At 68.9% G+C, this 14,163-nt stretch carries 14 protein-coding genes and 1 tRNA gene; 13 read left to right on the top strand and 2 right to left on the bottom strand.

Going from position 1 to position 14,163, the window contains the following annotated elements; translation table 11 throughout:
* Nucleotides 1-44 precede the first annotated feature (44 nt).
* Nucleotides 45-941 carry a TatD family hydrolase gene (locus tag BM290_RS30395; protein WP_373871083.1) on the top strand — a complete coding sequence of 299 codons (897 nt, stop codon included), beginning with the start codon at nucleotides 45-47 and terminating at the stop codon, nucleotides 939-941.
* Nucleotides 942-1,119: 178 nt separating this feature from the next.
* Here the strand turns inward: BM290_RS30395 and BM290_RS30390 are convergent, their stop codons facing one another.
* Complete coding sequence (locus tag BM290_RS30390) at nucleotides 1,120-1,542, bottom strand: hypothetical protein (protein WP_093619322.1); 423 nt, start codon at nucleotides 1,540-1,542, stop codon at nucleotides 1,120-1,122.
* 58 nt (nucleotides 1,543-1,600) lie between these two features.
* Here BM290_RS30390 and rsmA point away from each other — a divergent pair, with 58 nt between their 5' ends.
* The 5 genes from rsmA (at nucleotide 1,601) to BM290_RS30365 (ending at nucleotide 6,357) form a co-directional block, all read left to right on the top strand.
* Complete coding sequence (rsmA, locus tag BM290_RS30385) at nucleotides 1,601-2,488, top strand: 16S rRNA (adenine(1518)-N(6)/adenine(1519)-N(6))-dimethyltransferase RsmA (RefSeq protein WP_093619321.1); 888 nt, start codon at nucleotides 1,601-1,603, stop codon at nucleotides 2,486-2,488.
* Complete coding sequence (locus BM290_RS30380) at nucleotides 2,485-3,060, top strand: Uma2 family endonuclease (RefSeq protein ID WP_093619320.1); 576 nt, start codon at nucleotides 2,485-2,487, stop codon at nucleotides 3,058-3,060. The genes rsmA and BM290_RS30380 overlap by 4 nt, the downstream gene beginning before the upstream one ends.
* Nucleotides 3,057-4,010 carry a 4-(cytidine 5'-diphospho)-2-C-methyl-D-erythritol kinase gene (locus tag BM290_RS30375; RefSeq protein WP_093619319.1) on the top strand — a complete coding sequence of 318 codons (954 nt, stop codon included), beginning with the start codon at nucleotides 3,057-3,059 and terminating at the stop codon, nucleotides 4,008-4,010. The genes BM290_RS30380 and BM290_RS30375 overlap by 4 nt, the downstream gene beginning before the upstream one ends.
* Nucleotides 4,011-4,017: 7 nt before the next feature.
* Nucleotides 4,018-5,817 carry an ABC-F family ATP-binding cassette domain-containing protein gene (locus BM290_RS30370; protein ID WP_093619318.1) on the top strand — a complete coding sequence of 600 codons (1,800 nt, stop codon included), beginning with the start codon at nucleotides 4,018-4,020 and terminating at the stop codon, nucleotides 5,815-5,817.
* A gap of 78 nt (nucleotides 5,818-5,895) precedes the next feature.
* Nucleotides 5,896-6,357 carry a DUF4383 domain-containing protein gene (locus tag BM290_RS30365; RefSeq protein ID WP_093619317.1) on the top strand — a complete coding sequence of 154 codons (462 nt, stop codon included), beginning with the start codon at nucleotides 5,896-5,898 and terminating at the stop codon, nucleotides 6,355-6,357.
* Between the two features lie 33 nt (nucleotides 6,358-6,390).
* Here BM290_RS30365 and BM290_RS30360 read toward each other — a convergent pair whose 3' ends face one another.
* Nucleotides 6,391-6,993, bottom strand: coding sequence for a TetR/AcrR family transcriptional regulator (locus BM290_RS30360; protein ID WP_143134005.1), 603 nt, complete (start codon nucleotides 6,991-6,993; stop codon nucleotides 6,391-6,393).
* A 116-nt stretch (nucleotides 6,994-7,109) separates the two neighbouring features.
* On the opposite strand from BM290_RS30360, the gene BM290_RS30355 reads away from it, so the two are divergent.
* From BM290_RS30355 to BM290_RS30325, 7 genes are all read left to right on the top strand, one after another.
* Complete coding sequence (locus BM290_RS30355) at nucleotides 7,110-8,000, top strand: helix-turn-helix domain-containing protein (RefSeq protein ID WP_093619315.1); 891 nt, start codon at nucleotides 7,110-7,112, stop codon at nucleotides 7,998-8,000.
* 17 nt (nucleotides 8,001-8,017) lie between these two features.
* A tRNA-Gln gene (locus BM290_RS30350) sits at nucleotides 8,018-8,089 on the top strand.
* Between the two features lie 88 nt (nucleotides 8,090-8,177).
* On the top strand, nucleotides 8,178-9,617 hold the full coding sequence (gene glmU / locus BM290_RS30345) for a bifunctional UDP-N-acetylglucosamine diphosphorylase/glucosamine-1-phosphate N-acetyltransferase GlmU (RefSeq protein ID WP_093619314.1): 1,440 nt from the start codon (nucleotides 8,178-8,180) through the stop codon (nucleotides 9,615-9,617).
* A 110-nt stretch (nucleotides 9,618-9,727) separates the two neighbouring features.
* The gene (locus tag BM290_RS30340; protein ID WP_093619313.1) at nucleotides 9,728-10,708 is read left to right on the top strand and encodes a ribose-phosphate diphosphokinase; all 981 of its coding nucleotides are present in this window, start codon (nucleotides 9,728-9,730) and stop codon (nucleotides 10,706-10,708) included.
* Nucleotides 10,709-11,062: 354 nt separating this feature from the next.
* Nucleotides 11,063-11,668 carry a 50S ribosomal protein L25/general stress protein Ctc gene (locus BM290_RS30335; RefSeq protein WP_093619312.1) on the top strand — a complete coding sequence of 202 codons (606 nt, stop codon included), beginning with the start codon at nucleotides 11,063-11,065 and terminating at the stop codon, nucleotides 11,666-11,668.
* An 84-nt stretch (nucleotides 11,669-11,752) separates the two neighbouring features.
* Nucleotides 11,753-12,340 carry an aminoacyl-tRNA hydrolase gene (gene pth / locus BM290_RS30330; RefSeq protein ID WP_093619311.1) on the top strand — a complete coding sequence of 196 codons (588 nt, stop codon included), beginning with the start codon at nucleotides 11,753-11,755 and terminating at the stop codon, nucleotides 12,338-12,340.
* A 100-nt stretch (nucleotides 12,341-12,440) separates the two neighbouring features.
* Nucleotides 12,441-14,162, top strand: a complete 1,722-nt coding sequence (locus tag BM290_RS30325) for a sugar transferase (protein WP_093619310.1) — start codon at nucleotides 12,441-12,443, stop codon at nucleotides 14,160-14,162.
* Nucleotide 14,163: the final 1 nt, after the last annotated feature.

Here is a 14,163-nt window from a genome sequence, read left to right as displayed (position 1 = left end):
TGAACTCCCGGTTACCGGAAATCTCGGCGTGCAGAATGTCTCACATGCCTTCAGCACCCTCCGGTCCGTCTCCTTCAGACCGCCGTCGCACCAAGGAGTCCCGCCGAGCAGGCGAGTTCCCGCCCGCACCCGAGCCGCTCGCGGTTCCGGTCTTCGACAGCCACACCCATCTGGACCTGACCGTCCAGGAGGCCGGTGTCACCGGAGAGGGTGACCCGATCGACGCGCTCATCGACGCCGCGGCCAAGAGCGGCATCGATCGGCTGATGCAGGTCGGTGTCGACGTCGACTCGTCACGCTGGGGCGCCGACCTGGCCGACCGCCGCGGGCAGGTGCTCGCCGCGGTGGCCCTGCACCCGAACGAGGCGCCCCGCCTGTCCGATCTGGACGAGGCGCTGCGGCAGATCGAGGCGCTCGCCGCCCGGCCCCGGGTCCGTGGCGTCGGCGAGACCGGGCTCGACACGTTCCGTACCGGTGAGGAGGGCCGCGCCGCGCAGGAGGAGAGCTTCCGCGCCCACATCGCCATCGCCAAGCGCCACGGCAAGGCCCTGATCATCCACGACCGCGACGCCCACGCCGACGTGCTGCGCGTGCTCGACTCCGAGGGCGCCCCGGACAAGGTCGTGCTGCACTGCTTCTCCGGCGACGCCGAGTTCGCCGCCGAATGCGTCCGCCGCGGCTACTACCTCAGCTTCGCCGGCACCGTCACCTTCGCCAGCGCCGCCAACCTGCGCGCGGCCGCGGCGATCACCCCGTCGTCGCAGATGATGGTCGAGACCGACGCGCCCTATCTGACGCCCACGCCGTACCGCGGCCGCCCCAACGCCTCCTACCTGATCCCGATCACCATGCGGGCCCTCGCCGACGCCTCCGGCGCCGATCTCGACACGCTGTGCGCCACCGTCTCCGCCAACGGCGACGAGGTCTTCGGCCCCTGGTGACAACCCCGATGTGGTACGAGCCACCCCTCCCGCCGCAGCCGGGACAGCTCCGGGCCTACCCCGCGAGGTGGCTGCCGCTCCCGGCCCCGGCGCGGCCGCCGGGCCGGCTGCGTGGTCCATCGGCCGGCTCCCAGTGCCGTCTCAGCGCCCTGAGACGGCACTGGCGACCGGCTGGACCTCAATCGGTGACCACCCAGGCGGCGACGCCGAGCTCACGGCTCAACTGTTCGAGGTTGGTGGCGAACGCGGTCGGAGCCGCGTTCACCGGGCCGCGGGCGATCATGCGAACCGCCCAGCGGTGACCCGGCGCGACGTTGTAGATCCGATGGATCACCACCGAGCCACGCGGGTCCGGCTCCACCGACGTGACACCCCTGTACCACCACTCACCCTGCAGAGCCACCGACCGCGCCGCCTGGTCGACGGTCACCGTCATCCGGCTGCCATCCAGGATCACCACGAGCTCGTCGCCGTCGCCCTTCTCCACGACACCGGAGACCGCCAGCGGGGAACGGCCACCCGGGCCGACGTCCAGCAACACGGCCGCGACCACGTCCGGGGAGGCCTCCACCACTCCACGCAGCTCCAACAACTCCGTCATGAGTCCTTCCTACCCGGCGGTGTCCAGTGGCTCCGGCGGGCCACCGTAGGCTCTGGCCATGGCGGAATCACTTCTCGGCCCGGCGGAGATCCGGGAGCTGGCCGCGCGCCTCGGCGTCGCGCCGACCAAGAAGCTCGGCCAGAACTTCCTGCACGACCCCAACACGATCCGGCGGATCGTGGCCGCGGCCGGGCTGCGCCCCGACGACGTGGCGGTCGAGGTCGGCCCCGGGCTCGGCTCGCTGACCCTCGGCCTGGCCGCCTCGGTGCGGCACGTGCACGCCGTGGAGATCGACCCGACACTGGCCAAGGCGCTGCCCGAGACGGTGACCGCGCCGCACCTGACGGTGCACCTGTCGGACGCGCTCCGGATCGGTGGCGACGCCTTCGACCCGGCGCCGACCATGCTCGTGGCGAACCTGCCGTACAACGTGGCCGTGCCCGTGGTCCTGCACCTGCTCGCCGAGCTGCCCTCGCTGCGCGGCGGCCTGGTGATGGTGCAGAAAGAGGTCGCCGACCGGCTCGTCGCCGGGCCCGGCTCGAAGGTGTATGGGGTGCCCTCGGTCAAGCTCGCCTGGTATGCGGAGGCCAAGGCGGCCGGAAAGGTGCCGCCCGCCGTGTTCTGGCCGGTGCCCAACGTGGACTCCGGGCTCGTCGCCTTCACCAAACGGCAGCCACCGGCCGGCGCCGAGCGGGCCGACGTGTTCGCGGTGGTGGACGCGGCGTTCGCCCAGCGCCGCAAGACCCTCCGGGCGGCGCTGGCCGGCTGGGCCGGCGGGCCGGACAGGGCGGAGTCGGTGCTGCGCGCGGCCGGGGTGAGCCCGCAGGCCAGGGGCGAGTCGCTGACCGTCGGCGAGTTCGCCGCGATCGCGGCGGCGGCGAAACTGTCGGTGCCCGGCGGTAAGCTCAGCCCGTCCGGCGCGCAGCCCGAGGAGGTGGACTCATGACCGCGGAGCCGATCGGTCATGCCGAGTGGGCGCTCGACCTGACCAGGCAGCGCCTGGCCAACTTCACTCTCGAGGACGTCCTCAACCTGCCCGATGACGCCCCCCGCGTCGAGCTTCGTGACGGAGTCATGATCTTGGTTCCCTCCCCGACGATCGGCCATCAGACCATCGGGAATCTGTTGTGGCTGTGGTTCCGGCAGAATGCTCCCGGGCAGTTCCTGGCGGCCACCGCGGTCGGCGTGGCGATCAGCGCCCGGGACAGCTTCGAGCCGGATGTGCTCCTGCTCCGCCAGCCGATCGTCAACTCACACCACTACTTCCTGCCGGACCAGGTCGAGATCGCGGTGGAGATCGTCTCTCCCGGGACCAAACGCCGGGACCGGATGGAGAAACCGCCGGGCTACGAGGCCGCAGGCATCCAGCACTTCTGGCGGATCGAGCAGGATCCCCTCCACATCTTCGCCTATGACCTCGTCGACGGCCGCTACGAGCTGGCCGGCGATTCCGGTACGGAGCTGGTGTTGAGCGCGCCCTTCGAGATCAGGCTCCCGATTTCGGACATCACTCCGTGACGGAGGCGTGGGGGCCGGACGACGACGAGCCACGTCCGCATCGGGGCCCCGTCAAGGTGCGTGTGCCGGCGAAGATCAACCTGCACCTCGCCGTCGGCCCGCTGCGACCCGACGGCTATCACGAGCTGAACACCGTCTACCACGCGATCAGCCTGTTCGACGAGCTCACCGCCCGCCGCGGCGACACCCTCACCCTGACCATGGAGGGCGAGGGCACCGGCGAGCTGGAACTCGACGAGAGCAACCTGATCATCAGAGCCGCCCGCGCGCTCGCCGCCCGCGGCCGCGTCCCGGCGTATGCGCGGCTCCACCTGCGCAAGAGCATCCCGCTCGCCGGCGGCCTGGCCGGGGGCAGCGCCGACGCCGCCGCCACCCTCATCGCCTGCGACCTGCTGTGGGGGCTCGGCCTGTCCCGCGAGGAACTGGCCGAGGTCGGCGCACAACTCGGCTCGGACATCCCGTTCCTGCTGCACGGCGGCACCGCCCTGGGCACCGGCCACGGCGAGGCGGTCAGCCCCATCCTGGCCCGCCCGACCACCTGGCACTGGGTGGTGGCGATCGCCGACGGCGGCCTGTCGACCCCCGCGGTCTACCGCGAATTGGACAGATTGCGCGCCACCGACCGCCCGGCCCCGCCCGTGCCGCTCGGCGGTCCCGACCAGCTGATGGCCGCCATGCGCCAGCGCGACCCCGAGATCCTCGGCGCCGCCCTCGGCAACGACCTTCAGGCGGCGGCGCTGTCCCTGCGCCCCCAGCTCGCCGACGTGCTCAAAGCGGGCCACGAGGCCGGCGCGATCGCGGGCATCGTGTCCGGCTCCGGCCCCACCTGTGTGTTCCTCGCCGCCGACGCGGCACACGCCCAGGAGGTGGCGGCCGAGCTCACCGCGGCGAAGGTGTGCCGGGCAGCGGTCACCGCCCGCGGACCACAGCCGGGCGCGCGGGTAATCTAGACGCATCGTGGCCAACATCATCAACCTGGACCGGGTCAGCAAGGGTTATGGAGCTGCCGGTCAGCTGCTCACCGACGTGTCACTCGGGCTGGACGACGACGCCCGCATCGGCATCGTGGGTCTCAACGGCGCAGGTAAATCGACCCTTCTCCGCATGCTCGCCAAATCCGAGGAGCCGGATTCCGGCCGGGTGACCCACCGCCGTGACCTGCGCGTCGCGTCGCTGCCCCAGTCACTCGCCCTCTCCGGCGAGGCGACAGTGCGTGACGTCGTGCTCGGCACCGCCTGGCTGCCGCAGAGCATGGGCGCCGAGCACGAGTGGGCCGGCGACGCCGGCGTCCGCACGATCCTCGACGGCCTCGGCATGGGCTATCTCGGACTGGACACCCCGGTCGGGCCGATGTCCGGTGGCGAGCGCCGCCGCGTCGCCCTGGCCGCGCTCCTCGTCCGCGAGAGCGACCTGCTCATCCTCGACGAGCCCACCAACCACCTCGACGTTGCGGGCGTCGACTGGCTGGCCAAACACCTGCTGACCCGCCGCGGCGCGCTGCTCGTGGTCACCCACGACCGCTGGTTCCTCGACGCCGTCTGCACCATGACCTGGGAGGTCGTGGACGAGCAGGTGCACACCTACGAGGGCGGTTACGCCGCCTGGATCCTGGCGCGCGCCGAGCGCCAGCGGATCGCCGCGTCCATCGAGGCCCGCCGGCAGAACCTCCTGCGCAAGGAGATCGCCTGGCTGCGCCGCGGCCCGCCGGCCCGCACGTCGAAGCCGAAATTCCGCATCGACGCGGCCAACGAGCTGATCGCCGACGTGCCGCCGGTCCGCGACCAGGTCAGTCTGCAACGCCTCGCCACCACCCGGCTCGGCAAACAGGTCTACGACCTCGAGGCGGTCGAGCTCAACGCCGGGCCCAAAACGATCTTCCCGGAGCTGACCTGGCAGGTCGGCCCCGGCGACCGGATCGCGATCCTCGGCGCCAACGGAGCCGGCAAGACCACACTGCTGCGCCTGCTCGCCGGCGTCACCGAGCCGGACGGCGGCCGCCTGGTCACCGGCTCGACGGTCCGGCCCGCCTTCCTCTCCCAGGAGCTCAAGGAGCTACCCGGGCACCTGCGCCTGCTGGAAGCGGTGGAAGAGGTCGCGAAACGGGTGAGACTCGGCGACCGGGAGCTCTCGGCCGGCCAGCTCGCCGAGGTCTTCGGCTTCACCGACAAACGCATCTGGACACCGGTCAGCGACCTGTCCGGTGGCGAGCGCCGGCGACTGCAGATGCTGCGCCTGCTCGCCACCGAGCCCAACGTGCTCCTGCTCGACGAGCCGACGAACGACCTCGACACCGACACCCTCGCCTCCCTCGAGGACCTGCTCGACTCGTGGCCCGGCACGATGGTCGTCGCCAGCCACGACCGATACCTGGTCGAGCGGGTCACCGACAAGGTCTACGGCATGTTCGGCGACGGACGCCTCGTGCACCTGCCCGGCGGCATCGACGAGTATCTTTCTCGCGTCGCCACTCCCGGCACTCCGGCCGTACCGGCGAAGGGGTCTGCGCAAGCGACGCCGGCCGCAAGTGGCCTCTCCGCCGGCGAGCTCCGCCAGGCGAAAAAGGATCTGGCCCGGCTCGAACGACAGATGGAGAAGCTGTCCGACAAAGAGGCCAAGATCAACGAAAGCCTCGCCGTGCACGGCAGCAACTACGACAAACTCATCGAGCTGGAAGCCCAACTCAAGGCCGTCCAGCAGGAGAAGGCCGAAACCGAGGAAGCCTGGCTCGCATTGGCCGAGCAGGTGTCCGAAAGCTGATCAGGGGGGTGTGCCTGCGCCGCTTGTCGGGGATACGCGAGAATCTGCTCGTAGACACCTGACCTTGGAGACGGAACCATGGCGCACACCCCGGTCAATCACCCGCTTCGGCCGATCTACCGGATCGTCGGCTTCGTCGTCGGCGCCTACCTGGTGGCATTCGGCATCATCGGGTTCATCTCGACGTCCGGCGAGGCCTTCACCGGCCCCGGCGCACGCGCCCTCGGCCAGGGCAGCAACGTCCTCTGGTCCATCATCTCGCTCGCCGTCGGCGCACTCGTCCTGCTCGGCACCGCCGTCGGCCGCAACATCGACGTCGCCGTCAATCAATACTTCGGATGGGGCCTGCTCGTCCTCGGCAGCTTCTCGCTCTGCGTGCTGCGCACCGACGAGGTCAACTTCTTCGGGTTCACGATGTCCACCGTCATCGTCACCTACCTGGCCGGCCTCCTCCTGATCACGGTCAGCCTGTACAGCAAGACCGCCCCCCGGTCACAGGCCGGCGCCCCGCGCCAGGTCCGCGAGGGCCGCACCGCCTGACCAGCAGCAACCCCACACGCGCCGGGCCCGCACTCAGCGGCCCCGGCGCGTCTGCAATCCCGGCTTCGGCTCCAGATGCGACAACCCGTTCCACGCCAGATTGACCAGATGCGCGGCAACCATCTCCTTCTTCGGCTTCCGCGCCTCCCGCCACCACTGCCCGACCAGCGCCACCATCCCCACCAGCGCCTGCGAATAGAGCTCGGCGAACCGCGGATCCAGCCCCCGGCTCTTGAACTCCGCACCCAGGATGTGCTCCACCTGATGAGCGACATCATTCATCACACTGGAGAAATTGCCGGACGCCGACAACACCGGCGAATTACGGACCAGCACCTGAAACCCGTGCGGCTCCTCATCGATGTAATCCAGAAGCGCCAGCGCCGCCTGCTCCAACTGCTCCCGCGGATGACCCGCGGTGAGCGCGGCCGTTATCCGATCGAGCAGGGCCCGCACCTCGCGGTCGATGACCACCGCATACAGCCCCTCCTTGCCGCCGAAGTGCTCATAGACGACCGGTTTCGACACCTTGGCCCGAGCCGCCACCTCCTCGACGGTGGTGGCATCGAAACCCCGCTCCGCGAAGAGCTGCCGGCCGACCGTGATCAACTGCTCCCGGCGCTGCGCGGCGGGCATCCGCACCCGTCGTTGCTTTTCATCGATCTCCTGGCGCTCGGTCACCCGGCCATCCTGCCAGGGTTGGCACATTCCGGCGCTTACACCCCGACTCGAAAACGCTCTAACCTCGAACCATGACTACTAGTGATGTGGCAACTAGTCGCCAGGGCGACATGCGGGCCGAGGCGCGGCGGCTCCGGGTTGATCCGGGGCTGTCCCGGTCGCAGCTCATGAAGATCTTCGGCGTCAGCAACGGGACGCTGACCGATTGGCTGCGGGGCATCGAGCCGCCGGAGTGGACCCGGCGGCCCAACGCCAAGGACGAGTTGCGGCGGGAGGCGGTGGATCTGCGCGAGGCGGGCTGGTCGATCAACGACATCGCGGCGAAGCTCGGTGTCGCGAAGTCGACAGCATTCAATTGGGTCGGACACGTGCCGCTTGACCGCGACAGTGAGCGGGCGCGAGAGAAGCGGGCGCTGGCCGAGAAGCGGATCGCGGGCCGATGGGACGACTTCCGGAAACAGCGCGATCAGCAGCAGTCCGACGTCTGGGCCGAGGCAGCGCGTGCCGTGGGTTCTCTGTCGGATCGAGATGTGCTCCTGCTGGGTGCTGTCGCGTATTGGTGCGAGGGCGCGAAGTCCAAGCCGTGGGCACGCCGCGACAACCTGATCTTCATCAACAGCGATCCCGGCCTGCTTGCGCTGTACCTGCGTTTTCTGGAGCTCGGTGGATATCGCGTCGAGGAGTTGGGGTTTCGCGTGAACATTCATGAGACTGCCGATCCGGCGGCCGCCGCTGACTGGTGGGCGGCGGAGTTGGCCGTGCCTCGCGACCGATTCCTGAAGCCGACGATCAAGGCGCATGTCCCTCGGACGCGTCGGCACAACGTCGGGGACGATTACCACGGATGCCTCACGATTACCGTGCCGAAGTGCCGGAGTCTGTACTGGCGGATGGAGGGCGTGATGAAGGCGATCATCCGTGAGGCAACGTCCACTTATGGTGGTGCCGAGGCGAGACGCTAGTCTGTCTTCGGTACCAGTCGGCCGTGGTGTAATTGGCAACACTCTAGGTTTTGGTCCTAGCTTTCCGGGTTCGAGTCCTGGCGGCCGAGCAACTTTTGTGGTAAGAGCGCCTGAGGTTTGCGGGCGGTGGACTGCCGCCCATGCACAAGGTGCCACTGCTAACGATGGAGCTACCGCGTGAGTCAGGCCCCCAGCCGTACCGTTGTCGTCCTCGCCGCCGGTGAGGGCAAGCGGATGAAGTCCGCGACGCCCAAGATGCTGCAGCCCCTGCTCGGGCGCACTCTGCTCGGTCACGTGCTGGCTACCTCGGCGGCGATAAAGACCGACCGGACGGTGGTGGTCGTCGGGCACAAGGCCGACGAGATCACCGCGTTCCTGGCCGAGGTGGCACCGGAGGCGACCCCGGTGCTGCAGGCCCAGCAGAACGGCACGGGGCATGCGGTGCGGATCGCCCTGGAGTCGACGCCCGACCTGACCGGCACCGTGGTGGTGCTCAGCGGCGACGTCCCGCTGCTGCGCCCGGAGACGCTGGAGATGCTGCTGGCCACTCACGAGCGGGCCGGCGCGGCGGCGACGGTGCTGAGCGCCGAGGTGGAGGTGCCGGGCGGGCTGGGCCGGATCGTGCGGGGCGCGGACGGTGGTCTGGAGCGGATCGTCGAGGCGAAGGACGCGTCCGACGAGGAGCGCCGGATCCGTGAGATCAACTCGGGGATCTACGCGTTCGACGCGGTGTTGTTGCGTGAGGCGCTCGGCAAGCTGTCGACGGACAATGCGCAGGGCGAGGAGTATCTGACCGACGTCTTCGGCATTCTGGCCGCTCAGGGCCATCGGGTGGCGATCGAGGTGGCCGAGTCGTGGGTCGAGACGCTGGGCTGCAACGATCGGGCCGAGTTGGCGCAGTTGCGGGTGTTGATGCGTGACCGGGTCAACGGGGCGTGGATGCGGTCGGGTGTGTTGTTGCTGGATCCGGCGACGACCTGGATCGATGTGACGGCCACTCTCGAGCCGGATGCTGTGGTGGATCAGAATTCGCAGATCCTCGGTTCGAGTTCGGTGGCGACGGGTGCGGTCGTGGGGCCGGACACCACGTTGATCGATACGACGGTGGCGGCCGGCGCGACGGTGTTGCGGACGCATGCGATCGGTGCGTCGGTGGGGCCGTCGGCGTCGGTGGGGCCGTTCTCGTTCTTGCGTCCGGGGACTCGTCTGGCGGCGAAGTCGAAGATCGGTGGTTTTGTCGAGGCGAAGAACGCCGAGTTGGGTGAGGGTGCGAAGGTGCCGCACCTGACCTATGTGGGTGACGCGACGATCGGTGCGAAGGCCAATATCGGGGCGGGCACGATTTTCGCCAACTACGACGGTGTGCGGAAGTCGCACACCACTGTCGGTGAGGCCGCGTTCGTCGGGTCGGACTCGGTGCTGGTGGCGCCGGTGGAGATCGGTCCGGGGGCGTATGTGGCGGCCGGTAGCGCTGTCACCAAGGATGTGCCGGCGGGGAGTCTGGGTGTGACGCGTGCTCAGCAGCGCAACATCGAGGGCTGGACGGTCCGTAAGCGGCCGGGCACTGTTTCGGCGGCTGCTGCCGAGGCTGCGGATATCACCTCTGACCAGGAGTGATCCAGTCGGGGTGAGCCATCCCACGCGGGGGCCTCGAAACGTGGCGGTTACGTTGCCGCAAGGGATACTTCACTGCGAACCCACCCCCTAACCACGGGAGCAGCGAGTCGATGGGCAGCATCGTCGCCGAGAACCGTAAGAGTCTGATGCTTTTCTCCGGCCGGGGTTTCCCCGAGCTGGCTGAGGAGATCGGCCAGGTGCTCGGCGTGGCGCCGACGCCGTCGGATTCGTATGAGTTCGCCAACGGGGAGATCTTCGTTCGGTTCAAGGACTCGGTTCGTGGCTCGGACGCGTTCGTCGTCCAGTCGGTGACCGAGGGGGTCAACCGGTGGGTCATGGAGACCCTGATCATGATCGACGCGTTGAAGCGTGGGTCGGCGAAGCGGATCACCGTGGTGTTGCCGTTCTATCCGTATTCGCGGCAGGACAAGAAGCACCGTGGCCGGGAGCCGATCTCGGCTCGTCTGGTGGCTGATCTGCTGAAGACGGCGGGCGCCAACCGGATTCTGACGGTGGATCTGCACACGGCGCAGATCCAGGGGTTCTTCGACGGTCCGGTGGATCACCTGTTCGCGATGGACACGCTGGCCGATTACGTGCAGAAGAAGTATGCGGGCCGGCCGATGACCGTGGTGGCGCCTGATTCGGGCCGGGTGCGGGTGGCTGAGCGGTGGACGGACCGGTTGGGTGGTTGCCCGCTGGCGTTCATCCACAAGACTCGTGATCCGCTGAAGCCGAATCAGGTGGTGGCGAACCGGGTGGTCGGTGAGGTCGAGGGCCGGGTGTGCCTGATCGTCGATGACATGATCGACACGGGTGGGACGATCGCGAAGGCGGCGGACATCCTCTTCCAGGAGGGTGCTGCTGATGTGATCGTGGCCTCGACGCACGCGTTGCTGTCGGATCCGGCGACGGAGCGTTTGAAGAACAGCCGGATCAGTGAGTTGGTGGTGACGAACACGTTGCCGTTGTCTCCGGAGAAGCGTCTCGACAAGATCACTGTGTTGTCGATCGCGCCGTTGCTGGCGCGGGCGATCCGTGAGGTGTTCGACGATGGCTCGGTGACCACTTTGTTCGGTGGTTTGAGCTGACCTGCACGTCTGGTTCCACCCCACCTCACTGATGCAACTTGCATCAGTGAGGTGGTTTTTTCGCAGGCGTCGCGAGCCGGGCGGACCCGCTGACCGATGCACGATCGTGGCAGGTAAGCTAGTGCGGTTGCCACGGCGAGGGTGCTTCGTGGGCTGTTGAGGTTCGCAGCCCGCTCGAGGCGCCGTCATCGACGCGGTGCTCCGGGCCTGTGCCCAGCGCGCCCCCTTGCCCGGCAGCGCCGAAACACCGTTGCCCGAGGCGGCCGCACCGCCGAGGGTCGCCACCGCAGCACTGCCGGATACCGCAGCCGCAGACTTACGCAGCCCGCATCGAAGAGTTTCAGGAGTTTCCCCGTGTCCGAGGTAAAGATCAGCGCCGAGCCCCGCACCGAGTTCGGCAAGGGTGGTGCTCGCCGCACGCGCCGGGCCGGCCTCGTGCCTGCCGTGCTGTACGGCCACGGCGAGAAGCCGCAGCACATCGCTCTGCCGGCCCGTGAGTTCGCGGCCGCCATCCGCCACGGCGGCATCAACCAGATTTTCACCATCGACATCGCCGGCAACTCGGGTGCGACTCTGGCCCTGCCGAAGGCGATCCAGCGTGACCCGATCCGTGACACGTTCGAGCACGTGGACCTGCTCATCGTGAAGCGTGGCGAGAAGATCCAGGTCGACATCCAGGTCACCCTGACCGGTGAGGCCGCCAAGAACACCCTGATCGTCCACGAGTCGAACACGGTTGCCGTGGTCGCCGAGGCGCTGCACCTGCCGTCCGAGCTCGAGGCTTCGATCGAGGGCCTGGAGGCGGGTTCGCACGTCACCGCCGGCGACGTGAAGCTGCCGAAGGGTGTGGAGCTGGCGGTCGACGCCGACACGGTGCTCGCGGTGGTCAACGCGGCGCAGTCGAACGAGGAGGCCCCGGCCGAGGGTGAGACCCCGGCGGAGGGCGAGAGCGCGGAGTAGGTCCGTCTCGCAGCAGCGGTAAGCCAGATATCAGGGAAAGTGCCGGGCGGCACTTTCCCTGATGTGCATGTGGAGGCAGGGGAAGTGAGCGACGAGGCGCCGTGGCTGGTGGTCGGTCTGGGTAATCCGGGCCGGGAGTACGCGGGTAACCGGCACAACGTGGGTTTCATGGTGGCCGATCTGCTGGCGTCGCGGACGGGTGCGAGGTTCGGCCGGGCGAAGCGGGCGCAGACCGAGGTGGCGGAGGGCCGTCTGGGTTTCGGTGGCCCGAAGGTGATTCTGCTCAAGCCGCTGACGTACATGAACCTGTCGGGTGCTCCGGTGGTGTCGCTGGCGCAGTTCTTCAAAGTCCCGGTGGCTCAGGTGATCGCGGTGCATGATGAGCTGGATGTGCCGTTCGGGCAGGTACGGGCGAAACGGGGCGGGGGCGAGGGCGGTCACAACGGGCTCCGCTCGATGTCGAAGTCACTCGCGAGCAAGGAGTATGCGCGGGTGCGGGTCGGCATCGGCCGGCCCCCGGGACGGCAGGAACCGGCCGACTATGTGCTCTCCGACTTCTCCGCGTCGGAGCGCAAGGAGCTGGACTTCCTGGTGGACCGGGCGGCCGACGTGGTGGAAGCGATCGTCGTCGAGGGTGTCGAGTGGGCGCAGAACAAGTACCACGGAAGTTGATCACCCCCTGACGACGCCGTGACGCACTCGCGGCCCGACCGTTGGTCACTCGGACGCACGAATTTCGGTGCGTGGCCGACGTGACGGGGAGGGCTCGAGGATGTCGCAGGACGTGTCCGAGGACCGGGCGGACGCGTTGACCGAACCCACGGCCACCCGGCCGGCGTCGCGTGGCGGGAAAAACAGCAGGTCAGCGGGGGTCAATCGGGGGCCGCAGCGTCCGGCGGAGCGCCGGAGCGGGCGTAACACCCGGATTCCGGTCCCGGCGGCGGGTGTGGAGAATGCCCGGCCGCAGGCGGTACGGGGTGAGCCCGACCGGGCCCGTAATCAGGCGTCGGTGCGGCATGTGTCGCCGGCCCGTAACCGTTCGATGGCGGCGCGCCCGTTTCTGCGGGGCCGTGGCCGGCATGCGGTGTTGTCGCGGCGGCAGGACTGGGAGCGCCGTTATCTGCGGGCGCTCGTGCTGACCGATCTGAGTGCCGGTGTGGTGGCGGGGGCGGGCACGTTCGTCGTCCGTTTCGGGGATGCGGTCACCGTCTGGAACCGGATGTACCTGGTCTGCTCGGCGTTGATGCCGGTGGCGCTGTTGCTGGTCCTGGTGGCGGCGCGGGCCTACGAGCGGCGGTATCTGTTCGTCGGCTCGGACGAGTACCAGCGGGTGCTGCGGGGTGGGGCGGGCCTGATCGGCGGGGCGGCCGTCGTGTCGTACGCCCTGAATCTGGATCTTGCCCGGTCCTATGTCCTGGTGGCCTTCCCGTTGGCGATCGCCGCGATCGTGGTGTTGCGGTTCCTGTTGCGTAAGCGGCTGCATCTGTCGCGGGCGCGGGGCGAGAACCTCCGACGGGTGATCGTGGTCGGTCACGAGCTGTCGGTCATCGGCATCACCCGGCAGTTGCGCCGCGAGCGTTATCACGGGCTGGAGGTGGTGGGCGCGTGTCTGCCGCCGGGCGCCGACGGGATCGGGCTGCCTGATCTGCCGGTCTACGGCTCGTTCGAGGACGTGGCGACCGCGGTGGAGCAGGCGGACGCCGACACGGTGGTGGTGCTGAGCTGCCCGGAGCTGGACGGCGCGTCGGTGCGGAGGCTGGCCTGGCGGCTGGAGCGCGACGAGGTGGACCTGGTGGTGGCGAGTGCGCTCGTCGACGTGGCGGGGGCGCGGACCACGATCCGGCCGTTCGACGGCCTGCCGATGCTGCACGTGGAGCATCCCCGGTTGCACGGCGGGTCGCGGCTGGTCAAGGAGTTGGTGGATCGGCTCGGCGCGTTGCTGCTTCTGATCGTTCTCGGCCCGGTGCTGCTGGCCGTGGCGCTCTGTGTGGGCCTCACGTCACGTGGCCCGGTACTCTTTCGCCAAGTGCGTGTGGGACGCGATGGCCGATTGTTCCGGATCTTCAAGTTCCGCAGCATGTATGTCGACGCCGAGGCCCGGCTTGCCGAGTTGAGGCACCTCAACGAGCACGACGGTGTGCTCTTCAAAATCCGCGACGACCCGCGTGTCACCCCGGTCGGGCGTTGGCTGCGCCGGTTCTCGCTGGACGAGCTGCCGCAGTTGCTGAACGTCCTGTCCGGGCGGATGTCGCTGGTCGGCCCGCGGCCGCCGCTGCCCACCGAGGCGGCCGCCTATGCCGACGACGTGCGGCGCCGGCTGGCCGTCAAGCCGGGGATGACCGGTCTCTGGCAGGTGTCGGGGCGGTCGGACCTCTCCTGGGAGGAGGCGGTCCGGCTCGACCTGCGCTATGTGGAGAACTGGTCGCTGAGCCTGGATCTGGTGATCCTGCTCAGGACGGTGACCGCCGTGGTGCGGTCGTCGGGAGCGTACTGAC

Source organism: Actinoplanes philippinensis, assembly GCF_900113015.1.
Lineage (GTDB): Bacteria > Actinomycetota > Actinomycetes > Mycobacteriales > Micromonosporaceae > Actinoplanes > Actinoplanes philippinensis.
This window is presented reverse-complemented; position numbering and strand designations above follow the sequence as displayed.

Bases quoted from the DNA above. Each gene is read 5' to 3' on its own strand.
- BM290_RS30325 (WP_093619310.1), top strand. From the start codon at position 12,441: ATGTCGCAGGACGTGTCCGAGGACCGGGCGGACGCGTTGACCGAACCC.
- BM290_RS30390 (WP_093619322.1), bottom strand. From the start codon at position 1,542: ATGACGGAGTTGTTGGAGCTGCGTGGAGTGGTGGAGGCCTCCCCGGAC.
- BM290_RS30395 (WP_373871083.1), top strand. From the start codon at position 45: ATGCCTTCAGCACCCTCCGGTCCGTCTCCTTCAGACCGCCGTCGCACC.
- rsmA (WP_093619321.1), top strand. From the start codon at position 1,601: ATGGCGGAATCACTTCTCGGCCCGGCGGAGATCCGGGAGCTGGCCGCG.
- BM290_RS30360 (WP_143134005.1), bottom strand. From the start codon at position 6,993: ATGCCCGCCGCGCAGCGCCGGGAGCAGTTGATCACGGTCGGCCGGCAG.
- BM290_RS30380 (WP_093619320.1), top strand. From the start codon at position 2,485: ATGACCGCGGAGCCGATCGGTCATGCCGAGTGGGCGCTCGACCTGACC.
- BM290_RS30355 (WP_093619315.1), top strand. From the start codon at position 7,110: ATGACTACTAGTGATGTGGCAACTAGTCGCCAGGGCGACATGCGGGCC.
- BM290_RS30340 (WP_093619313.1), top strand. From the start codon at position 9,728: ATGGGCAGCATCGTCGCCGAGAACCGTAAGAGTCTGATGCTTTTCTCC.
- BM290_RS30365 (WP_093619317.1), top strand. From the start codon at position 5,896: ATGGCGCACACCCCGGTCAATCACCCGCTTCGGCCGATCTACCGGATC.